This is a genomic window from Rhodothalassium salexigens DSM 2132 (assembly GCF_004341375.1).
Lineage (GTDB): Bacteria > Pseudomonadota > Alphaproteobacteria > Sphingomonadales > Rhodothalassiaceae > Rhodothalassium > Rhodothalassium salexigens.
Window position 1 is genome coordinate 244,849 of record NZ_SLXO01000001.1, and the last position, 21,012, is coordinate 265,860.

Annotated in this window: 17 protein-coding genes and 1 riboswitch; of the genes, 5 read left to right on the plus strand and 12 right to left on the minus strand. The window is 69.1% G+C overall.

The annotated features are described in order from the left end of the window. Positions 1-30: 30 nt before the first annotated feature. Both hfq and hflX read left to right on the plus strand, forming a co-directional pair. Entirely contained in the window at positions 31-273 is a 243-nt protein-coding gene (gene hfq / locus EV659_RS01060) for an RNA chaperone Hfq (RefSeq protein WP_132706663.1), read from the plus strand. Between the two features lie 69 nt (positions 274-342). After that, positions 343-1,734, plus strand: a complete 1,392-nt coding sequence (gene hflX / locus EV659_RS01065) for a GTPase HflX (protein ID WP_132706664.1) — start codon at positions 343-345, stop codon at positions 1,732-1,734. A gap of 126 nt (positions 1,735-1,860) precedes the next feature. On the opposite strand, the gene EV659_RS01070 is transcribed toward hflX, so the two are convergent. Then, complete coding sequence (locus EV659_RS01070; protein WP_132706666.1) at positions 1,861-3,084, minus strand: bifunctional alpha/beta hydrolase/OsmC family protein; 1,224 nt, start codon at positions 3,082-3,084, stop codon at positions 1,861-1,863. A gap of 163 nt (positions 3,085-3,247) precedes the next feature. Between EV659_RS01070 and EV659_RS01075 the strand changes: the two genes are divergently transcribed. Continuing rightward, the gene (locus EV659_RS01075) at positions 3,248-4,423 is read left to right on the plus strand and encodes a CaiB/BaiF CoA transferase family protein (RefSeq protein ID WP_132706668.1); all 1,176 of its coding nucleotides are present in this window, start codon (positions 3,248-3,250) and stop codon (positions 4,421-4,423) included. On the opposite strand, the gene EV659_RS01080 is transcribed toward EV659_RS01075, so the two are convergent. Beyond that, the gene (locus EV659_RS01080) at positions 4,420-4,779 is read right to left on the minus strand and encodes a TraR/DksA family transcriptional regulator (RefSeq protein ID WP_132706670.1); all 360 of its coding nucleotides are present in this window, start codon (positions 4,777-4,779) and stop codon (positions 4,420-4,422) included. The genes EV659_RS01075 and EV659_RS01080 overlap by 4 nt on opposite strands. 173 nt (positions 4,780-4,952) lie before the next feature. Here EV659_RS01080 and glpK point away from each other — a divergent pair, with 173 nt between their 5' ends. Further along, entirely contained in the window at positions 4,953-6,446 is a 1,494-nt protein-coding gene (gene glpK / locus EV659_RS01085; protein ID WP_132706672.1) for a glycerol kinase GlpK, read from the plus strand. Here glpK and EV659_RS01090 read toward each other — a convergent pair. The 9 genes from EV659_RS01090 to EV659_RS01130 all read right to left on the minus strand — a co-directional run bounded on the left by EV659_RS01090 (position 6,443) and on the right by EV659_RS01130 (position 16,312). Further along, complete coding sequence (locus EV659_RS01090; RefSeq protein ID WP_132706674.1) at positions 6,443-7,714, minus strand: PLP-dependent transferase; 1,272 nt, start codon at positions 7,712-7,714, stop codon at positions 6,443-6,445. The genes glpK and EV659_RS01090 overlap by 4 nt on opposite strands. Next, positions 7,711-8,850: a homoserine O-succinyltransferase MetX gene (metX, locus tag EV659_RS01095; protein WP_132706675.1), complete on the minus strand. Its 1,140-nt coding sequence runs from the start codon at positions 8,848-8,850 to the stop codon at positions 7,711-7,713. The genes EV659_RS01090 and metX overlap by 4 nt, the downstream gene beginning before the upstream one ends. Positions 8,851-8,925: 75 nt before the next feature. Further along, positions 8,926-9,068, minus strand: a riboswitch (SAM riboswitch). 181 nt (positions 9,069-9,249) lie between these two features. Next, on the minus strand, positions 9,250-9,954 hold the full coding sequence (gene rpe / locus EV659_RS01100) for a ribulose-phosphate 3-epimerase (protein ID WP_132706677.1): 705 nt from the start codon (positions 9,952-9,954) through the stop codon (positions 9,250-9,252). Next, the gene (gene cbbX / locus EV659_RS01105; protein WP_132706679.1) at positions 9,951-10,901 is read right to left on the minus strand and encodes a CbbX protein; all 951 of its coding nucleotides are present in this window, start codon (positions 10,899-10,901) and stop codon (positions 9,951-9,953) included. The genes rpe and cbbX overlap by 4 nt, the downstream gene beginning before the upstream one ends. Positions 10,902-11,148: 247 nt before the next feature. Then, complete coding sequence (locus tag EV659_RS01110) at positions 11,149-11,568, minus strand: ribulose bisphosphate carboxylase small subunit (protein WP_132706681.1); 420 nt, start codon at positions 11,566-11,568, stop codon at positions 11,149-11,151. Between the two features lie 76 nt (positions 11,569-11,644). Further along, positions 11,645-13,108: a form I ribulose bisphosphate carboxylase large subunit gene (locus EV659_RS01115; protein WP_132706683.1), complete on the minus strand. Its 1,464-nt coding sequence runs from the start codon at positions 13,106-13,108 to the stop codon at positions 11,645-11,647. 36 nt (positions 13,109-13,144) lie between these two features. Beyond that, entirely contained in the window at positions 13,145-14,224 is a 1,080-nt protein-coding gene (fba, locus tag EV659_RS01120) for a class II fructose-bisphosphate aldolase (protein WP_132706685.1), read from the minus strand. A gap of 65 nt (positions 14,225-14,289) precedes the next feature. After that, positions 14,290-15,189 (minus strand): phosphoribulokinase, encoded by a 900-nt coding sequence (locus EV659_RS01125; RefSeq protein ID WP_132706687.1) that lies wholly within the window; start codon positions 15,187-15,189, stop codon positions 14,290-14,292. A 49-nt stretch (positions 15,190-15,238) separates the two neighbouring features. Beyond that, positions 15,239-16,312: a class 1 fructose-bisphosphatase gene (locus tag EV659_RS01130; protein ID WP_132706689.1), complete on the minus strand. Its 1,074-nt coding sequence runs from the start codon at positions 16,310-16,312 to the stop codon at positions 15,239-15,241. A 107-nt stretch (positions 16,313-16,419) separates the two neighbouring features. Between EV659_RS01130 and EV659_RS01135 the strand changes: the two genes are divergently transcribed. Further along, positions 16,420-17,415 (plus strand): LysR family transcriptional regulator, encoded by a 996-nt coding sequence (locus EV659_RS01135; protein ID WP_132706691.1) that lies wholly within the window; start codon positions 16,420-16,422, stop codon positions 17,413-17,415. Positions 17,416-17,522: 107 nt separating this feature from the next. Here EV659_RS01135 and EV659_RS01140 read toward each other — a convergent pair whose 3' ends face one another. Continuing rightward, on the minus strand, positions 17,523-20,816 hold the full coding sequence (locus EV659_RS01140) for a VPS10 domain-containing protein (protein ID WP_132706692.1): 3,294 nt from the start codon (positions 20,814-20,816) through the stop codon (positions 17,523-17,525). Positions 20,817-21,012 lie beyond the last annotated feature (196 nt).

Sequence of the window (21,012 nt, forward strand, 5' to 3'; positions counted from 1 at the left end):
AAAGAGCAACAAAAAGAAGTGCGACGAGTCATGTCCGAAAAATCACAAAATCTACAAGACGTGTTCCTGAATGCGGTGCGCAAGCAGAAAACGTCTGTCACGGTCTTCCTCGTCAACGGGGTCAAGCTTCAGGGCTTCATCACCTGGTTCGACAATTTCTGCGTGTTGTTGCGCCGTGATGGGCAAAGCCAGTTGGTGTACAAGCATGCCATCTCAACGGTGATGCCCGCCGGCCCGGTGCAGTTGTTCGAGCCGGAAAAACCCGATGAATGATCCGGTCGTCGCGCGCCGCATGGCCGGCCGCCAGGATCGGCCTGCAACGACGCGGCGAACCAACCCTTCATGGCGCTGAAAAGTTTTCTTCCCGATAGCGACGCCCCGGTGGCCGATGTCACCACCGGGGCGCGTGCCTTGATCGTTCATCCCTATCTCAAGCACGACACCGGCGCGCCTGGCGGCGCTGGCTTGCGCTCGCCCGACGCCCGGCTGGCCGAAGCGGTGGGCCTGGCCGCCGCCATCGCGCTCGACGTGGCCGACACCCGGCTGGTGGCGCTCGACCGGGTGCGGCCGGGCACGTTCCTGGGCAGCGGCAAGGTGGACGAACTGGCCGCCCTGGTGGCCGCGGCCGAGATCGAACTGGTGGTCATGGACACCGCGCTGTCGCCGGTGCAGCAGCGCAACCTCGAACGCGCGCTCAAGGCCAAGGTGATCGACCGCACCGGCCTGATCCTGGAGATCTTCGGCGAACGCGCGCGCACCCGCGAGGGCGAGATGCAGGTGGAGCTGGCCCATCTGGGCTATCAGCGCAGCCGGCTGGTGCGCTCCTGGACCCACCTGGAACGCCAGCGCGGCGGCTTGGGCTTCATCGGCGGCCCCGGCGAAAGCCAGATCGAAGAAGACCGCCGGCTGATCGACGGCCGCATCGCCAAGCTGCGCCGCCAACTGGCCGGCGTGACCCGCACCCGCCTGCTGCACCGCGCACAGCGGCGCAAGGCGCCCTATCCGGTGATCGCGCTGGTCGGCTATACCAACGCCGGCAAGTCGACGCTGTTCAACCATATGATCGAAGGCAACGGGGTTTTTGCCGCCGACCTGCTGTTCGCCACCCTGGACCCGACCATGCGCGGGCTCGACCTGCGCCCGGGGCGACGGGTGGTGCTGTCGGACACGGTGGGCTTCATCTCCGACCTGCCCACCGACCTGATCGCGGCGTTCCGCGCCACCCTGGAAGAGGTCACCGCCGCCGACCTGATCCTGCACGTGCGCGACGTGGCCCACCCCGAGACCGAGGCCCAGCGCGCCGACGTGCTCGCCGTGCTGCGCGACCTGGGCGTCGACCCGGGCGAGGAGCAGGGCCCGCCGATCCTGGAGGTGGCCAACAAGATCGACCTGCTCGACGCCGACGAGGCGACACGCTGGCAGGCGACCGCCGAGCGCGGCGACACCGGAACCGACGCGGGCACGCCCGGCGTGGCGGCGGTATCGGCGGCGACCGGTGCCGGCCTCGACGCGCTCGCCGACCGGATCGACGCGATCCTGGGCGCCGCCGACACCGTGGTCGAGGTGACCCTGGAGCCCGGCGACGGCGAGACCCGCGCCTGGTTGCACCGCCATGGCGATGTGCTCGACCAGCGCAGCGACGATGACGGCCGCCAGCATCTCACCGTGCGCATCGACCCGGCCGACCGCGGCCGCCTGGAAAAACGCCTGTCGGGCGCCCGGGTCGAAAGCTGAGGGCCGAGGGCTGGGGGCTGCGGGCTCTGAGGGCCGAAGACCGAGGGCCGAGGGCTGAGGCGGCGCCCTCGGTGCGACCGGTGCCGGCCGGGCACCCGCCGCCGCCCTCGGCTATCCCCGCACGGACTATCGCGCTTCTTCGGTCTCTACCTTCACTTCGCTGTGCAAGGTCCGGTGAACCGGGCACTTGTCGGCGATCTCCATGAGCTTGGCGCGCTGGTCGTCGCTCAATTCGCCTTCGAGCGCCACCTGGCGCCGGATCAGGTCGACCTTGCCCGACCGGGTCTCGCAGTCGGCGCAATCCTGGGCGTGGATCTTTTCGTGGTGCAGGCGCACCGACGCGCGGGTCAGCGGCCAGCCCTTGCGCTCGGCATACATGCGCACGGTCAGCGTGGTGCAGGCGCCGAGCCCGGCGAGCACCAGGTCATAGGGCGACGGCCCGGCATTGTCGCCGCCCATGGCCTCGGGCTCGTCGGCGAGCAGCCGGTGGCCGGCGGCGTTGACCACCTGGGTCAGCCGCCCCGGCGCCGCCTCCGACACCACCACATGGTCGAGCGACGGCTGCAGCGGTCCGGCGAGCGCCGGCGTGTCGAGCCCGTCCACATAAGCCTGCGCCCAGGCGACCAGCGTGCGCGCCACATAGGCGGCGTCTTCGGCACGGGTCAGAAGATGGTCGGCCTTGTCCAGCGAGATGAAGCTTTTGGGGTGCTTGGCGTGGCGGAAGATCTCGCTCGCATTCTCGATGCCGACCAGATTGTCGATCGGCGAATGAAAGATCGCCAGCGGCTTCTTGAGATTGGCGACCCGGCTCGCCTGGTCCTGGCTGCGGATATCGTCGAGGAACTGGCGGCGGACCCGGAACGGCCGGCCGGCGAGCGTCACCTCGGCCTCGCCGGCCTGTTCGATCTCGGCCACCTTGTCGGCGAAATGGTGGCTCACATGGGCCGGATCGAAGGGCGCGGCGATGGTGGCGACCGCCTGGACCTCGGGGATGTCGCCGGCGGCGGCAAGCACGGCGGCACCGCCCAGGCTGTGGCCGATCAGGATCTTCGGCGCCGCCAGGGTCTCGCGCATATGGGCGGCGGCGGTCAGCAGATCGTCCACGTTGGAACTGAAATTGGTGCTGGCGAATTCGCCCTCGCTCATGCCGAGCCCGGTAAAGTCGAAGCGCAGCACGGCGAGCCCCATGGCGGTCATCTCGCGGGCGATCCGGCTGGCGGCGAAAATGTCCTTCGAACAGGTGAAACAATGCGCGAACAGGGCATAGCCGCGCGGCTTGCCCACCGGCAGGTCGAGCCGGGCGGCCAGCTCGCCCTGGCTGCCGGGAAAGGTGATTTTCTGCGAACGCATGGGGCGCATACTCCTGACTGGGGTCGGCGAGGGCGGCCGGGTTGACACCGCCGACGCGACAGCCACCGCTTGGCGTGGTCGTCGCGGCCGTTATGATGGGCGGCAACGATAACAGGCGCACCGGCACACGCAACGCGGGCGCGCCCAACGGGGGAGGGCTGCCATGGGCGGACCACTAGCCGGCCTGCGGGTCGTCGAGATCGCGAGCTTGGGCCCGGGGCCGTTCTGCGCCATGATGCTGGCCGATATGGGCGCCGATGTGGTGCGTATCGACCGGCCGGGCAAGGGGTCGGCGGGGTTTTTGCCGCTCAAGCCCGAGGCCGATGTGCTCAACCGCAGCCGGCGGTCGGTCGCCCTCGACCTCAAGTGCGCGGCCGGCGCGGCCGCGGCACTCGACCTGATCGCCGAGGCCGACGCCCTGGTCGAAGGCTTCCGCCCCGGCGTCATGGAGCGCCTGGGCCTCGGCCCCGACGCCTGCCTGGCGCGCAACCCGGCGCTGGTCTACGGGCGCATGACCGGCTGGGGCCAGACCGGCCCGCGCAGCCACACCGCCGGCCACGATATCGACTATATCGCGCTGTCGGGCGCGCTCGCGGCGGTGGGCGAGGCGGGCGGCGCGCCGGTGCCGCCGCTCAACATGGTCGGCGATTTCGGCGGCGGGGCGATGCTGCTGGGCTTTGGGCTGCTGGCCGCGCTTGTGTCCGCGCGTTCGACCGGGCAGGGCCAGGTGGTCGACGCCGCCATGGTCGAGGGCTCGGCGCTCCTGATGGCGCCGGTGTTCGGCTATGCCGCCCAGGGCTTCTGGCGACCCGAACGCGGCGCCAATCTGCTTGACGGCGGCGCGCCGTTCTACGCCGTCTACGAGACCGCGTGCGGCGGCCATATGGCGGTCGGCGCGCTCGAACCGGCGTTCTTCGCCACCCTGGTGGCCATTCTGGACGTCGCCGACCAGGAGGCGGTGCAACAGCAGTACAATCCGGCCACCTGGGCGGCCATGCGGGCGCTGTTTGCCCAAACCTTCCGCCGCCGCGACCGGGCCGCCTGGACCGCCTTGTTCGACGGCTCGGACGCCTGTGTGGCGCCGGTATTGCGCTACACCGAAGCGCCCGCCGACCCGCACAACCAGGCGCGCGGCAGCTTCGTCACGGTCGACGGTGTGGTCCAGCCTGCGCCCGCGCCACGGTTCAGCGCCACCCCGGCGGCGGCGCCCAAGCCGGCGCCCAAGCCCGGCGCCGACACGCTCAGCGCGCTCAGCGACTGGGGCTTTTCGGCCGAGCGCATCGAGGCCCTGGCGGCGGCGGGCGCGTTCGGCGCCGACCCCGTGGCGCCGGCGTCCTAGCGGCTCGACCCGTCATGGTCGCGCGAACAGGTCACGCACAGGGGCGTCGCCGGATCGAGGTCGAGCCGGCGCACGTCGATGGGGTCGCCGCAGTGCAGGCAATAGCCGAACTCGCCCTCGTCGATGCGCGCCAACGCCGCCTCGATGCGGCGCAGGGCGGTGCGCCGGCGTTCGGCGACCGCCGACGACATGGCCTGCGCCGCCAGCGCGTCCATGCGCGACAGGCGGCCGACCCGGCTCTGGTCCAGCTCGACGGTCTCGCGGCTCTCGGCCGAGGCCGTGTGGTCGGCTTCGATCTCCGACTTCATGCGCATCAACAGCTCCTCAAAACGGGCCAAATCCAATTTCCGCGACATAAAATAAGCCTCTTTTGGCCAATCGTGAACGATAGCGCATGTTCGCATCCACTTCCAGACCTGAAACCGGGGCCTGTGCGGAAGGATCGAAAAACCATTTCACCGTGCAAGACCGGCACCCGACGGCGAGCCCCCGGTGCCGGTCGCCCCGACCCTAACCAGCGGAGGTCCCCATGGCCACCACGCCCTGTCTGATCGCCCTCGACCAAGGCACCACCAGCAGCCGGGCCATCGCCTTCGCGCCCACGGGCGAGATCCTGGCCCAGGCGCAGCGCGAACTGCCGCAACACTATCCGCGCTCGGGCTGGGTCGAGCACGACGCCGAACGCATCTGGGCCGACAGCCTGGCGGTGTTGCAGGAAACCGTGCGCGCCGTCCGCGCCACCGGGGCGGTGCCCGCCGCCCTCGGCCTGACCAACCAGCGCGAGACCGTGGTGGTGTGGGAGCGGGCGAGCGGCCGGCCGATCCACCGCGCCATCGTCTGGCAGGACCGGCGCACGGCCGAGACCACGCGCGCGCTGCGGACCGCCGGCCATGAGGACTTGGTGGCGGCGCGCACCGGGTTGCTGCTCGACCCCTATTTCTCGGCCTCGAAGATCGCCTGGGTGCTCGACCAGGTGCCGGGCGCGCGGGCGCGGGCGCGGGCCGGCGAGCTGGCCGCCGGCACCATCGACAGCTTCCTGATCTGGCAGCTGACCGGCGGCCTGCACGCCACCGACATCACCAACGCCTCGCGCACCTCGCTGTTCGACATCCACCGCCGCAGCTGGGACGAGGAGTTGTGCGCCCTGTTCGACGTGCCGGTCTCGCTGTTGCCCGAGGTGCGCCCCAATGCCGGCGATTTCGGCCACACCCGGCCCGACCAGACCGGGCTCGACCTGGCGATCACCGGCAGCGCGGGCGACCAGCAGGCGGCCGCCATCGGCCAGGCGTGCCTGGCCCCCGGCACGGTCAAAAGCACCTATGGCACCGGCTGCTTCCTGTTGCAGAACACCGGCGCCGCCCCCCAAGCCTCGGCGCACAAGCTGTTGACCACCATCGCCTTTCAGGTCGGCGACCGGGTCGACTATGCGCTCGAAGGGTCGATCTTCGCGGCCGGCGCGACGATCCAGTGGCTGCGCGACGGCTTGCGGCTGATCGCCTCGGCCGGCGAAAGCGCTGCCCTGGCCGCGCAACTGCCCGACAATCAAGGCGTCTATCTGGTGCCCGCCTTCACCGGCCTGGGCGCGCCGCACTGGGACGCCGAGGCGCGCGGGCTGTTGGTCGGCCTGACCCGCGATACCGGGCCGGCACATCTGGCGCGCGCCGCACTCGAAGCGGTCGCCTACCAGACCCGCGACCTGGTCGACGCCCTGGCCGCCGACTGCGGGGCGCGCGCGCAGACCATCCGCATCGACGGCGGCATGGCCGGCAATGACTGGTTCGCGCAGTTCCTGGCCGATGTCCTGGGCACCACCGTCGACCGCCCGGCGGTGACCGAGACCACGGCCTTGGGCGCGGCCTTGCTCGCCGGGGTCGGCGGCGGGCTGTTCGACAGCTTAGACGACGCCGCGCGCGCCTGGGTTTCCGAGCGCCGCTTTACCCCCGCCATGGCCGCGGGCGAGCGCGACCGGCTGCTGGCCGGCTGGGATGCGGCGCTGGCCCGCGCCTTGACGCCGCCGGCCTAAGCCGCCGCCGCCAGGGCCTGGTCCAAGTCGGCGCGCAGGTCGGCCTCGGCTTCGAGGCCGATGGACAGGCGCAGCAGCCCGTCCGACAGGCCGGCGCGGGCGCGCGCCTCGGCATCCATGGCGCGGTGGGTCATGGTCGCGGGGTGGGCGATCAGGCTTTCCACGCCGCCGAGCGATTCGGCCAGGGTGAACAAGCGCACCGACGTGCCGACAAGGCGCGCCGCCGCCAGCCCGCCGGCCAGGTCGATGCTGATCATGGCGCCGGGGCCGGCTTGCTGGCGGCGCACCAGGGCGGCGTCGGGGTGGTCGGGCAGGCCCGGATAGTGGACCCGCGCCACCGCCGGGTGCTGCGCCAGCCAGGCGGCCAGCGCCTCGGCGCTCGCCTGGGCTTGCGCCAAGCGGGCGTAGAGCGTGCGCACGCCGCGCAGGGTCAGATAGCCGTCGAAGGCGCCGCCGGTCAGCCCCAGGCAATTGGCCCACCAGGCATAGTCCTCGGCCGCCGCCGCATCGGCGCTGATCAGCGCGCCGCCGATCACGTCGGAATGGCCGTTGATGTATTTGGTGGTCGAGTGCACCACATGGTCGGCGCCGTGGGCGAGCGGGCGTTGCAGCGCCGGCGACAGGAAGGTGTTGTCCACCGCCAGCGCCGCGCCCACGGTCTGCGCCACTTCGGCCCAGGCGGCGATATCGGCCAGCCGCATCAGCGGGTTCGACGGCGTTTCCAGAAAGATCAGGTCGACGCCCGCGCCCAACTGGCCGGCGTCGGCGCGGGTCTGGTCGATATAGACCACATCCAGATGGCCGCGCCGGCGCTTGGCTTCCATCAGCCGGTAGGTGCCGCCATAGCAGTCATGGGGCACGGCGACCCGCGCGCCGGCGGGCAGGGGCGCGAGCAACAAGGTGATCGCCGCCATGCCCGAGGCGGTCACCGCCGCCCCGGCGCCGCCTTCGAGCGCCGCCAACGTCTCGGCCAGCACCGCGGTCGTGGGGCCGCCCGAGCGGGCATAGTCATAGTCCGGCACCGTGCCCCATTCGGTGAAGCGATAGTTGCTGGACAGGTGCAAGGGCGGCACCACGGCGCCGAAACCGGGGTCGCGGGCGATGCCGGTGTTGATCGCCCGGGTCCGCCCCGACCAGCCGTCCCGCGCCGCGCCGCCATGGCCGGCGGCGGGGCGGTGAGAGGCGGCGGATGTGTCGGTAGCGGGCGTGCCGGTGGCCGCTGTGTCGGTTGCCGGGGGGACGCCCGGCGCGCGGAGATCGTCGGTCATGACGCGGCGGCGCGCGCCGGGGCTTCGGCCGCCAGCACCTCGTCGAGGAACTGGCCGAGCAGATGGTTCATCTGCTCGGGCTCCTTGAGAAAGGCGTCATGGCCATAGGGCGTGTCGATGACGCAATAGCGGCTCGACCCCTTGGTGCGGGCGGCCAGGCAGACCATGGCGTCGGGGCTGACCAGCCGGTCGGTGCGCGCGGCGATCAGCAGCGTCGGCACGTCGATCGCCGCGGGGTCGACCCGGTGCCGGTCCAGGCTGTCGGACAAGGTCAGGAACCGTTCGGCGGCCATCACCTTGCAGAACGCCTCGCCGCGCGCGATCAGATACTCGCAGACGTCGAACGGGTCGCCGGCGTGCGCGCCCTGGGCCGTACAGTCGAAGCGCTGGTCGAGTTCGTTGGCCGCGCGGTAGGTGGTCATGGCCAGTTGCCGGGCCAGCGCCAGGCCGCCTTCGGGGTCGCCATGGTCGAGGCCGAAGCGCACCATGCGCCGCTGGATGCCGCGCCAGGCGGTCGCGGTGGCGTCCGGGCGGTGGGCGGCCGAGATCACCGCCAGCCGTCCGAGCCGGTGGCCATGGTCGGCGGCGAAGGCCAGGCCCACCATGCCGCCATAGGACGAGCCGATATAGGCCGCCAGACGCTCGACGCCGAGGCCGTCGAGAGCGGCGGCAAGCGCGCGCGCCTGGTCGTTGGTGGTGATGGTGGTGGCGGTTTCGCCGGCATTGGGCAGCATGTCGAACGACAACATGCGCACGGCATCCAGGTCGACGCCGCCGCCCGGGCGCGCCACTTCCGCCCACCAGGCGGTGGGGGCGTTGGCGCCGGCGTCGCGGGCGACCACCCGGCCGGCGGAAATGCCGCCGGCAACCGCCACCAGGGGCGCGTCGTCGGCCACCTGCGCCCCGCGGGTGATGCGCAGGGTCAGCCATGGCTCGCTCAAGCGTTCGCCGCTGTCGAGGGTGAAATCGGCGGGCAGGGGCAGGGTGACGTCGCGGGCGACCCAGTTGTGCTGCGTGGTTGCGCCCGGGGCTCTGGCCATCGCGCCCGATCCGTCCCCGGTCATGGTCCGGCGCAGATCGCCGTGGCGAATGCCGGTATTGGCCGAAGCGGTATCTGTCGAGATGTCCAGGGTCATGCTGTCCTCCGCGCCGACGAGCCTTGTCGCTCTCAAGACTCTGCGGAGTAAAGCGCGAGACGGGGTGTCTCTATCGCCTCATCTCTCGGGTCGCGCCGCCTGGCGCTTCCGCAGGAGTTGGCACCTTTCCGATCCACGACCCGCGTCGGCTTGGCGGTATCGCTCCGGTGGTTGCCCCGGCGTCAAAGGGCCCGTCCCTCAGCCGGTCTTGATGAGCATTACAAGGGGTACGTGATTCTGGCCGCTGGCGTCAAGCGCCCATGGGCACAGCATCTGCCCAAGGGCGCTGGTCTGCGCCGAGACCGACCGCAGGGGCCGACGCAGCTTAAGCCACGCCGCCTTGGGGCGGCGCGGCGCGGCATGGCAAGCGCGGTGTTGTGTGGGAGGGGAGCGGTGCGTTCAGGCGGCGCCGGCCTGGGCTTCGCAAGCCGCGCGGATGGCGCGCATATTGTCGCCATAGACCGCCGGCTGGTCGACCGAACCGCCCTTGAACACGGCCGAGCCCGCCACCAGCACGTCGGCGCCGGCGGCGACCACCTGGCCGGCGGTCTTGGGCGAAATGCCGCCGTCGACCTGGATGTGCACCGGCCGGTCGCCGATCAGGGCGCGCAGCCGGGCGATCTTGTCCACCTGGGAGGCCAGGAAGGACTGGCCGCCGAAGCCCGGATTGACCGACATCACCAGCACCATGTCGATCTTGTCGAGCACATAGCGCACCGCCTCTTCGGGCGTCGCGGGGTTGAGCGCCACGCCCACCTTGGCGCCGCGCTCGCGGATCTGCGCCACCAGCCGGTCGAGATGGTCGGTGGCCTCGGCGTGGACGGTCAGCATGTCGGCGCCGGCGTCGACGAAGGCGTCGACCAGCGGCTCGGGCGGCGCGATCATCAAGTGCACGTCCATCACCGTGCGGATGTGCGGGCGCAGGGCGGCGCAGACCGCCGGGCCGATGGTCAGATTGGGCACGAAATGGCCGTCCATCACGTCCACATGAACCCAGTCGCAGCCCTGGTCCTCGATGGCGCGACACTCGGGCCCCAAGGCCGCAAAGTCGGCCGACAGGATCGAAGGCGCGATCTTGACGCGGCGGTCGAAGGTGGCGGTCATGGGCGGTCTCCGCTGCTGGGTTGCGCGTCGAGCCCGCCGGAGAAGACCCGGCTGGCGCGGATATCGGCGGCGTCGATGGCCGACAGTGCGTCGGCGTCCACCGGCCCTTGGGCGGTCTCGAAGATGCGCTTTGCCTGACGCAGCCGGGCGCGGTCAAGCGCGTTGCGCAGCGATCGGGCGTTGGCGAAATGCGGCTGGGCGCGACGCAGCGCGATATACTCCGCCAGCGCCGTCTCGGCCGCCGGTGTCAGATGATAATTCATGTCGTCGAGCATGTGGCGGGCGATCGCGAACAACTCCTCCTCGCCATAGTCGGGGAAGTCGATATGGTGGGCGATGCGCGAGCGGAAGCCGGGATTGCTGGCGAAAAACTTGTCCATGCGGTCGCCATAGCCGGCCAGGATGACCACCAGGTCGTCGCGCTGGTTTTCCATCACCTGAAGCAGGATCTCGATCGCTTCCTGGCCATAGTCGCGCTCGTTCTCGGGCCGGTAGAGATAATAGGCCTCGTCGATGAACAGCACGCCGCCCATGGCCTTCTTGAGGATTTCCTTGGTCTTGGGCGCGGTGTGGCCGATGTATTGGCCGACCAGGTCGTCGCGGGTCGCGGTGACCACATGGTCGCGGCGGATATAGCCCAAGCCGTGCAGGATGCTTGCCATGCGCATGGCCACCGTGGTCTTGCCGGTGCCGGGATTGCCGGTGAAGCTCATGTGCAGGGTCGGCGTGTCGTGGGCGAGCCCCAGACGCTGGCGGGCCTTTTCAACCACCAGAAGGGCGGCGATCTCGCGCAGCCGCTGCTTGACCGGCTTGAGCCCGATCAAGTCGCGGTCCAGTTGGTCGAGAATGTCCTGCACGCCGCTGTCGGCCATTTCCCGGCGCAGGTCGACCGCGGTTTCGCGCGGGGGTTCGGGCGACGTGTCGGGCAGGGCGGTCTCGTCGGTCATCGGCTGGGGCATCCTGTGGTCGGGGGCGGTTCGGATCGGGGCAGTGCGGGCCGGACCGGGCCGGACCGGGTCAAACGATTTGGCGCTCCGGGCGATCTGGAGTGGCCCGGCGATCTTGGGGGACCGCCGGCGCATTTGCCCGCCGTCCTGGACGGCGGGTGCCTCCCCCTGCCGCGCTGGCAGGCACGCGACAGGGGGAGGGCGGGTGTCGCTGCGGTTTCTGGGCGTTACTGGGCGTTTCTGGGCGCTACTGGTAACGCTGGCCCGCCGGGCGGTCGGCCGAATAGGGGAAGGTGGCGTAGCGCATCTTGCGCCCTTCCATCTCCATCCGGTTGAGCCGGAAGCCCGGCTCGTCGGTCGGCCGGTTGACGATGAAGCTGAGCTTGACCGACTCCCAACCGTGGGTGGCGTCGAACGCGACCACACGGATGTAGCGATCGCCATAGGCCTTACGGCACGCGGCGAGTTCGGTCATCAGCGCCGCCGCGTCCGGATTGTCGAACATGGGATGGCCCCACATGTCCCAATAGGTGTTGCGCGGGTGCGGGTCGTCGGTGAACTCCAGGCTCACCGCCCAGCCATTGTCAATGCAATACTGGACCTGCTTGGTGATCTGCTCGTCGGTCAGGTCGGGCAGGAAGGAAAAGGTACCTTGGGTAACGCGCATCTGCCGTTCTCCAGATGAAGGGGAAACCGGGCGCCGGCACAGGCCTGAGCCTCGCCGGCGCCGCACGGATTGACGATCAGGCCGAAGCGGTCGGCGTGGGCACGAAGTCGGGCGTGTCGGTCGAGGTGTAGTCGAAGGTCACGTCCTTCCAGACCTCAAGCGCCTGGGCCAGCGGCTGGCAGTGGCGCGCCGCCGCCTGGAGGATTTCCGGGCCTTCGTTGAGATAGTCCCGACCCTCGTTGCGGGCCAGCACCATGGCTTCGAGCGCCACCCGGTTGGCGGTCGCACCGGCTGCGATGCCCATCGGGTGGCCGATGGTGCCGCCGCCGAACTGGAACACCGTGTCTTCGCCCAGATGATGCAGCAGCTTGTGCATCTGGCCCGCATGGATGCCGCCCGAGGCCACCGGCATGACCTTGTTCAGGCTCGCCCAGTCCTGATCGAAGAACAGGCCGTTTTCCAGCGCCATGGGGTTAAACTCCTCACGGCAGATGTCGTAATAGCCCTTGGTGGTCGCGGGATCGCCTTCGAGCTTGCCGACCACGGTCCCGGCGTGGATGTGGTCGACGCCGGTCAGGCGCATCCACTTGGTGATCACCCGGAAGCTGACGCCGTGGCTCTTCTGGCGCGTGTAGGTGGAGTGACCCGCCCGGTGCAGGTGCAGGATCATGTCGTTCTTGCGCGCCCAGTTGGCCATCGACTGGATCGCCGTATAGCCGATCACCAGGTCGATCATGATGATGCACGAGCCCAGTTCCTTGGCGAATTCGGCGCGCTCGTACATCTCCTCCATGGTGCCGGCGGTGACGTTGAGATAGGTGCCCTTGACCTCGCCGGTCTCGGCCTGCGCCTTGTTGACCGCCTCCATGCAATAGAGGAACCGGTCGCGCCAGTGCATGAACGGCTGCGAATTGATGTTCTCGTCGTCCTTGGTGAAGTCGAGGCCGCCCTTGAGCGCCTCATAGACCACCCGGCCATAGTTGCGCCCCGACAGGCCGAGCTTGGGCTTGACGGTCGCGCCGAGCAGCGGCCGGCCGAACTTGTCGAGCCGCTCGCGCTCGACCACGATGCCGGTGGCCGGGCCCTGGAAGGTCTTCACATAGGCCACGGGCAGGCGCATGTCTTCCAGGCGCAGCGCCTTCAACGGCTTGAAGCCGAACACATTGCCGATGATCGAGGCGGTCAGGTTGGCGATCGAGCCGGGCTCGAACAGGTCCAGGTCATAGGCGATATAGGCGAAGTACTGGCCCTCGGCGTTCGGCACCGGGTCGACGCGATAGGCCTTGGCGCGGTACTTCTCGGCCGCGGTCAGCCGGTCGGTCCACACCACGGTCCAGGTGGCGGTGGAGGATTCGCCGGCCACCGCCGCCGCGGCTTCGATCGGGTCGACGCCGTCCTGCGGCGTGATCCGGAACAGCGCGATGATGTCGGTATCGCGCGGCTCATAGTCGGGTACCCAATAGCCCATCTGGGCGTACTTCAGGACGCCGGCCTTGTAGCGCTCGGCGCCGGTCACCGGGGTATCGCTGGAACCTTCCATGGGTCTCTTCCTATGCTCTGTCGAGAGGGGAGGGGCTCAGGCCGCGGCACCGACCGAAATCTGCGGGTCGAGGGCGCCGTCAGCATATCGCTTGGCCATCTGTTCGAGCGACAGCGGCTGGATCTTGGACGCCTGGCCGGCCGCGCCGAAGCGCTCGAACCGGTCGCGGCACAGCGCCTGCATCTCGGCCATGGCCGGGATCATGAACTTGCGCGGATCGAACTCGGTGGGCTTGTCCTGGGCCAGCTTGCGCATGGCACCGGTCATCGCCATGCGGCAGTCGGTGTCGATATTGACCTTGCGCACGCCGTGGCGGATGCCGCGTTCGATCTCTTCCACCGGCACGCCGAAGGTCTGGGGCATCTCGCCGCCATGGGCGTTGATCAGGTCTTGCAGATATTGCGGCACCGACGACGAGCCGTGCATCACCAGATGGACGCCGGGCAGGCGGCGGTGGATTTCCTCGACCACGCGCATGGCCAGCACCTCGCCGGTCGGCTGCTTGGTGAACTTGTAGGCGCCGTGGCTGGTGCCCATGGCGATCGCCAGGGCGTCCACATGGGTGGCGCGGACGAATTGCACCGCCTCGTCGGGGTCGGTCAGCAACTGGTCCTCGGACAGCTTGCCCTCGGCGCCGTGGCCGTCTTCCTTGTCGCCCATGCCGGTCTCCAGCGAGCCGAGGCAGCCCAACTCGCCTTCCACCGACGCGCCGACCCAGTGCGCCATGCGCGCCACCCGGCCGGTGATGTCCACATTATAGTCGTAAGATGCCGGCGTCTTGGCGTCGGCTTCGAGCGAGCCGTCCATCATCACCGAGGTGAAGCCGCCTTGAATGGCGCTCAGGCAGGTGGCCTCGTCATTGCCATGGTCCTGGTGCAGGCAGATCGGGATGCGCGGATACTGCTCGGCCAGCGCGCCGACGATCGCCCGCAGCATCACCGTGCCGGCATAGTTGCGCGCGCCCTTGGAGGCCTGCAGGATCACCGGCGCGTCCACTTCGGCCGCGGCCTGAAGGATCGCCAGACCCTGTTCCATATTGTTGATGTTGAAGGCCGGCACGCCATAGCCCTGCTCGGCGGCGTGGTCCAGCAATTGTCGCAAACTAATCAGCGCCATAGCGCGTCTCCTTTCGGTCCTGTCTCATATCCCTGGGGCAGGGCGTCGGGGTCTTGTCACCGCCGTCAGGCGGGCGTCTTGTCGGCCTCCAGCCGGGCGCGCCGGCCGCGTTCGGCCAGCCGCCGGATCATCGGCGTGAGGATCAATTGCATGGCCAGGTCGAGCTTGCCACCCGGGACCACAATCGAATTGGCGCGGCTCATCCAACTGCCCTGGATCATCGACGTGAGGTAGGAGAAGTCGATGCCCTTGGGGTCTTTGAAGCGGATCACCACGACGCTTTCGTCGGCGGTGGGGATCCACCGGGCGACGAACGGGTTCGAGGTGTCGACCACCGGCACGCGCTGGAAGTTGATGTCGGTGCGGGTGAACTGCGGGCAGATCACGTGCACATAAGAGTGCATCCGGCGCAGGATCACGTCGCGGATCGCCTCGGTGGAATAGCCGCGCGCCGCCTTGTCCCGGTGGATTTTCTGAATCCACTCCAGATTGATCACCGGCACGACGCCGATTTTCAGGTCGGCATGGGCGGACACGTCCACATGGTCGGTCTTCACCGCGCCGTGCAGGCCCTCATAGAACAACAGGTCGCTGCCCGGCGCCATCTCCTCCCAGTCGGTGAAATGGCCCGGCGGCACGCCGTAACACTCGGCTTCGTCGGCCGAATGCACATAGTGGCGGGTCTTGCCGGCGCCGGTCTCGCCATAGGCGCGGAACACCGCCTCCAACTCCTCCAAACAGTTCGCCTCGATCGAAAAATGGCTGAAGGTATGGTCGCCGGCCTGGGTGCGCCGGGCCAGTTCGGCCTTCATGTCGGCGCGGTTATAGCGGTGGAAGGCGTCGCCCTCGATCGACACGGCGGTGACGCCCTCGCGCCGGAAGATCTGATCGAAAGCGTGCTTGACCGTCGAGGTGCCCGCCCCGGACGAGCCGGTGACGGAGATGATGGGGTGCTTTACCGACATGAACGCTCACTCTTAAGGGCTGGGCAGAGGGGGGATCGGGCGGCGCCGATTATTTGCGGAACAGACCGCGCTCGCGGAACAGCGGCGACACGTCCTGCACCAAACTGGGGTCGGCGTGATATTTTGCGATCCGATCGATCTTTTCCCGCGAACCGAATATGAGCGGAATCCGCGCGTGCAAATGATCGGGCGCAAGATCAAGGATCGGTTCCATGCCGTCGGTGGCGCCGCCGCCCGCCTGTTCGGTCAACAAGGCGATCGGCGCGGCCTCATAGAGCAGGCGCAAGCGGCCCTTGGCATAGCCCGGCCGGCTGTCGGCGGGGTAGAGGAAGACGCCGCCGCGGGTGAAGATGCGGTGCGCGTCGGCGACCATCGAGGCGATCCAGCGCATGTTGAAGTTCTTCTGGCGCGGTCCCTCGGTGCCCTCCAGGCAATCGTCGACGAAGGCGCGCACCGGCGTCGCCCAAAACCGGTAGTTGGAAGCGTTGATGGCGAACTCGCTGGTGGTCGGCGGGATCGCCAGCCCCTGCTTGACGCACTTGAAGGTGTCGTCGCGCGGGTCGAGCACGAACAGGTCGACGCCCGCGCCCACGGTCAACACCAGCGCGGTGTGCGGGCCATAGATCACATAGCCCGCCGCCAGTTGCTCGCGCCCGGGGCGCAGCAGGCTGCCGGTCGGGTCGCCGGGCTTGGCCGGGTAAAGCGAGAAGATCGTGCCCACCGACACGTCGACGCGAATGTTCGACGAACCGTCGAGCGGGTCGACGGCGACGGCGATCGTGCCGTCCTCGGCCAGGGTCTGGACCGTTTCTTCTTCTTCCGACGCGAAATAGGCCACCGGCGCCTGAGCCAGCGCGTCGCGCAGCAGGTCGTTGGCGCGCACATCGAGGGTGGTCTGGGCGTCGCCGTCGGCATTGGCCGCCCCGGTGGCATCGCCGAGCGCACCGGCCAGCGGCCCCTGGGCGACCACATGGGCGATGTCGCGGCACGCCTGGCCGACCTGCGACAGCGTCCGGGCGACCGCCGCGCGCGACGAGTCGGTGCCCGCCCAGTCGGCCAACCAGGCATCCAGGCTGAGCATCCACGGCGCGCTCGGGCGGGCGAGGGGCTGCTGGTCGGTCATCGGCGGTCACCTCCGGCTTGTGATGGTCTCTTGTGTCTTGTCATGACGGTCACACATTCGCTACGAAAAGGAAATTCAATAATCCCGAACCAGCATAAAGAGAATCTATGTCCGATCTCCGGGGCCTTTCATTCCGCCAGTTGCGCGCGCTGGCCGCCACCATCCACACCGGATCGGTGACCAATGCGGCCAAGCGGCTGTCGGTGACGCCCCCGGCGATTGCCGCCCAACTCAAGGGGTTGGAGGACGCGGTTGGGGCAGCGCTTTATGTGCGCGGGCCCGATGGGCTTGAACCGACGCCGGTCGGGCGCGAACTGATCGCGGCGGCGAACGAGATCGACGCGGTGGTCAGCGGCTGTGCGCATCGCATCGCGGCCTTGAACGCCGGCGCCGAAGGCTCGCTGGATCTGGGCGTGGTGTCCACCGGGAAATATTTCGCGCCCCGGCTGGTGGCGGCGTTTCGCGAGGCCCATCCGGGCATCCATGTGCATCTGTCGATCGGCAACCGGGGCGAGCTGCTCGAAGCGCTCTACCGGCGCGAATACGATCTGGCGATCATGGGCCGGCCGCCGGCCGATCTGGCGGTCGAACGCGACGTGCTGGGCGAGCATCCCTATGTGCTGATCGCACCGCCCGGTCACCGCCTGGCCGGGCGCCATGACGTGACCGCCGAAGACCTGCGCCACGAGGCGTTTCTGACCCGCGAGGAAGGCTCGGGCACGCGCAGCCTGACCGCGGCGTTCCTCGACGGCGTCGGCGACGGCTGGGCGTTCGACGTCTCCGAGATGGGCACCAACGAGACCATCAAACAGGCGGTCATGGCCGGCCTGGGCATGGCGATCATTTCGGCGCACACGGTCCATACCGAACTCGCCGACGGCAAGCTCGCCACCGTGCCGCTGCCCGGCCTGCCGATCATGCGGCACTGGTTCCTGATCCGGCGCACCGACCGCGAGGCGACCACCGCCACGCGCATCTTCCGCGATTTCGTGGTCCGCCATGGCGGGTCGTTCTTGCCCCGCCTGCCGGCCCCGGCCCCGCCGCCGAGCGACACCGAAGGCGCCGCGCCGACCGAAGCGCAAGGGGCGGCGAAGAGCGCCTGACCCGCCCGGGGTCTCGGCTGGGAAATCCCGCCGTCGCCGCCGTACGCGCGCACGGCGGCGGGATCGGTGGTTGCCGCCTCAGCCGGTGGCCGAAGCGGCGGACCGGCTTAGCGGTCGAGGTCGACCGGCGGCAGGGGCGCGCCCTTGACCCACGGCGCACCGGCATCCATCAGCGCGGTCTCCAGCGCCGGGATGGTCTCGCCGCGCAGCGTCTCGATGCGCGCGCGCAAGCCCTCGAACTGGGCCAGCGCCTCGTCGAACACGGCGCTGTGGGTCGCGGTCGGGCCATAGGTGGAGCGCGCCGTGCCCACCAGCACCTTACCCAGCCGTTCGGCCACGCTCGGGCCCTGAAGCGCCCCCACTTCCGCGCGCGCCTTGTGGCCGCTCAGACCGGCGTCGATCTCGTAAAGCTCGTCACGGATCTCGGCCCATTGCGCGTCCAACTCGGCCGGCGCGGCTTCGGAGCGCGCGATCGCGGTCTTGATCAGACCCAACCGGTCTTCGAGCAGACCGACCGCCTGCATGGCGCCGGTGACGCTGCGCTGCAGGGTGCTCAGGTCGCGCCAGAAGGCGACCACGGCCTCAGGCTCGGCGCCGTCGAGCGCGCCGTCGCGCAGCCGCTCGACCGTGAACGGCTTGGGGCTGACCAGTTGCTTGGTCTTGCCGTCCACGCGCGCCACCAAGGACACGGTGTAGTCGCCCGGTGCCGCCAGGAAGCCCTTGGGCTCGCGGTCGGGGTAGGAGGCCGGGGTGCCGATGGCGGTCTGGGCGGGGAAGCGCAGGTCCCAGCTGACCCGGTGGAAGCCCTTGGACGTGGGCCCGGCGACCCGGCGCACCACATTGCCGTCGGCGTCGCGGACCACCAGCCAGATCTCGGGCGTCTGCTCGCGCCGTTCCGCCTCGACCGCGTCGAAGCCGGGGAAGGGCACGTCCTCGCCGGCCTCGACGAGCGGCTTTTCGCGCGCCTGGCGCTGCTCCTCGCGGGTTTCGAGGCCGTCCTTCAGATAATAGGTGAAGGTGGCGCCGAACGGCGGATTGGGTGCCCGGAAGTAGCTGTGGCCCTGGCTTGCGCCCTCGGAGAAGCCCAGCCGGTGGCGCTCGATGTACCACCAGGCGCGGCGGCTCGGCGGGAACAGGAGCGCGTCCTCGTCTTCCAGATCGTCGGCTTCCACGTCGCGCAGGAAGGCATAGTCGTCGAGGATGAACATGCCGCGCCCGAAGCTGGCGCCCACCAGGTCGGTCTCGCGCTCCTGGATCGCCAGGTCGCGGAACGCGATCGTCGGCACGCCGCCGTCGAGTTCGACCCAGGTCTCGCCGCCGTCGACGGTGAAGAACAGGCCGAACTCGGTGCCAGCGAACAACAGGTCGGCATCCTGGCCATCCTGGACCACGCGCCAGACCAGATGCTTGTCGGGCAGTCCCTCCGCCAGCGACGTCCAACTGCGGCCGCGATTGGTGCTCTTCAGCAGATAGGGCTTGAAGTCACCATATTTATGGTTGTCGAGCGCCACATAGACGGTGTCGCGGTCGTGGCGGTCGGCCTTGATGTCGTTGACGAACGCGGTCTCGGGCACGCCGGGCAGGTCGCTGACCTCGATCTTGCGCCAGCGCTTGCCGCCATTGGTGGTCACCTGGATCAGCCCATCGTCGGTGCCCACATAAAGCAGGTCCTCATCGAGCGGCGATTCCGCGATCGACGTGATGGTGTTGTAGTTGGACATGGCGAACATGTCCCATGGCGCATCCCACGACCATTGCCGGCCCATGAAGGGCAGGGTCATCGGGTCCTGGTCGCGGGTCAGGTTGCCCGACAGGGCGGTCCAACTGTCGCCGCGGTCGTCCGAGCGCCACAGCCGCTGGCTGGCATAGTAAAGCCGGGTCGGCTGGTGGGCGCTGACCTTGATCGGCGCGTCCCAGTTGAACCGTTCGGGCGGCTCGCCGTCCTTGGCCTGGGGCTGGATGTGGACCAACTCGCCCGTGGTCCGGTCGACGCGCACCAGATTGCCCTGTTGCCATTCCGAATAGACGATGTCGGGGTTGCCGGGCTCGGTGGCCGGCTGGTGGCCGTCGGCGAACAGGTTGATGAACCAGTCCGAATTGGTGATGCCCTGGATGTCGTCGGTGCGCGACGGGCCGCCCTGGGTGTTGTTGTCCTGGGTGCCGCCATAGAGGGTGTAGAACGGTTCGGTGTCGTCGACCGCCACCTTGTAGAACTGGGTCACCGGCAGATTGTCGATGAAGCGCCAAGTCTTTTCGCCGTCATGGCTTTCATAGACGCCGCCGTCCGAGCCGACGAGGATATAGTCGGGGTCGTCGGGGCGGAACGCGATGGCGTGGTCGTCGCCATGCTTGTACTCATTGTTGATCGGCCGGAACGTCTTGCCGCCATCATCCGACACCTGGGTGGTGGCGTCGACCAGATAAAGCCGGCCCGGGATGTGCGGGTGGGCGTAGAGTTCCTGGTAATAGTGCGGACCGGTGCCGCCCGACACGGTGTCCGACTGCTTTTGCCACGACGCGCCGCGGTCGGTGGATTTCCAGATGCCGCCCTTGCGCCGGTTGGTCTCGATTGCGGCATAGACGATGTCGGGGTTTTCCGGCGCCAGCGCCAGGCCGATCTTGCCCAGATTGCCGGTCGGCAGCCCTTGGGTCAGCTTCTCCCAGGTCTCGCCGCCGTCCTCGGACTTGTAAAGCGCCGTTTCCGGCCCGCCGCCCATATAGCTGGCCACGGTGCGGTGGCGCTGCCAGGTGGCCGCATACAGTCGGTCGGGGTTGCGCGGGTCCATGACCACGTCGGTAACGCCGGTCCAGGGCCCCGCCGACAAGACCTGCGTCCAGGTCTCGCCGCCGTCGGTGGTCTTGTAGAGACCCCGGTCGCCGCCTTGCGACCACAGCGGGCCCTGCGCGGCCACGAACACGGTGTCGCCGTCGTCGGGGTGGACGACGATGGTCGAGATATGTTCGGACGTTTCCAGACCCATATTGGTCCAGGTCTGGCCGCCGTCGTCGCTGCGATAGACGCCGTCGCCGAAGCCCACATGGCGCCCGCCCACATTCTCGCCGGTGCCGACCCAGACCCGGTGCGGGTTGCTGGGGTCGAGCGTCACGTCGCCGATGGAATAGACCGGCTGGTCATCGAACAGCGGCGTCCAGGTGGTGCCGTTATTGACCGTCTTCCACACGCCGCCCGAGCCCACGGCCACATACCAGGTGGACACGTCTTGGGGGTCGATGGCGATGTCGGCGATGCGCCCGGACATCAGCGCCGGGCCGATATTGCGCACCTCGACGCCGGCGAAGGTCTTGGACGCCATCGCCCCGTCGGCCGCCGCCGCTTGCGGCTGGCCCGGCGCGGTGGCGAGCACCAGCCCCATGGCGGTGGAGAGGAGGAAACGTTTCATTGGTGTGTCGGCTCCCTGCTTTTTTGGGACGGCGCCGGCTGGGGCTCGGCGTGTCCGCTCGTTGGATTTGGTCCCTCTGAGGCAGTCGTTCAGCCGCCCACGGTCCAGCGTCGACGGCGCGTCGCCCAAACGGCCGCCGGAACGGTAGCCGGGCGGCAGCAAGGCGAGCAAGAACAATGGCCGTACAACCAACGCC

Excerpts from the sequence above, each read along its gene's own strand:
- glpK (WP_132706672.1), top strand. The coding sequence starts at position 4,953 with ATGGCCACCACGCCCTGTCTGATCGCCCTCGACCAAGGCACCACCAGC.
- hflX (WP_132706664.1), top strand. The coding sequence starts at position 343 with ATGGCGCTGAAAAGTTTTCTTCCCGATAGCGACGCCCCGGTGGCCGAT.
- EV659_RS01115 (WP_132706683.1), bottom strand. The coding sequence starts at position 13,108 with ATGGAAGGTTCCAGCGATACCCCGGTGACCGGCGCCGAGCGCTACAAG.
- cbbX (WP_132706679.1), bottom strand. The coding sequence starts at position 10,901 with ATGACCGACGAGACCGCCCTGCCCGACACGTCGCCCGAACCCCCGCGC.
- hfq (WP_132706663.1), top strand. The coding sequence starts at position 31 with ATGTCCGAAAAATCACAAAATCTACAAGACGTGTTCCTGAATGCGGTG.
- fba (WP_132706685.1), bottom strand. The coding sequence starts at position 14,224 with ATGGCGCTGATTAGTTTGCGACAATTGCTGGACCACGCCGCCGAGCAG.
- rpe (WP_132706677.1), bottom strand. The coding sequence starts at position 9,954 with ATGACCGCCACCTTCGACCGCCGCGTCAAGATCGCGCCTTCGATCCTG.
- EV659_RS01080 (WP_132706670.1), bottom strand. The coding sequence starts at position 4,779 with ATGTCGCGGAAATTGGATTTGGCCCGTTTTGAGGAGCTGTTGATGCGC.
- EV659_RS01090 (WP_132706674.1), bottom strand. The coding sequence starts at position 7,714 with ATGACCGACGATCTCCGCGCGCCGGGCGTCCCCCCGGCAACCGACACA.
- EV659_RS01130 (WP_132706689.1), bottom strand. The coding sequence starts at position 16,312 with ATGACCGACCAGCAGCCCCTCGCCCGCCCGAGCGCGCCGTGGATGCTC.
- EV659_RS01075 (WP_132706668.1), top strand. The coding sequence starts at position 3,248 with ATGGGCGGACCACTAGCCGGCCTGCGGGTCGTCGAGATCGCGAGCTTG.
- metX (WP_132706675.1), bottom strand. The coding sequence starts at position 8,850 with ATGACCCTGGACATCTCGACAGATACCGCTTCGGCCAATACCGGCATT.
- EV659_RS01110 (WP_132706681.1), bottom strand. The coding sequence starts at position 11,568 with ATGCGCGTTACCCAAGGTACCTTTTCCTTCCTGCCCGACCTGACCGAC.
- EV659_RS01140 (WP_132706692.1), bottom strand. The coding sequence starts at position 20,816 with ATGAAACGTTTCCTCCTCTCCACCGCCATGGGGCTGGTGCTCGCCACC.
- EV659_RS01125 (WP_132706687.1), bottom strand. The coding sequence starts at position 15,189 with ATGTCGGTAAAGCACCCCATCATCTCCGTCACCGGCTCGTCCGGGGCG.
- EV659_RS01070 (WP_132706666.1), bottom strand. The coding sequence starts at position 3,084 with ATGCGTTCGCAGAAAATCACCTTTCCCGGCAGCCAGGGCGAGCTGGCC.
- EV659_RS01135 (WP_132706691.1), top strand. The coding sequence starts at position 16,420 with ATGTCCGATCTCCGGGGCCTTTCATTCCGCCAGTTGCGCGCGCTGGCC.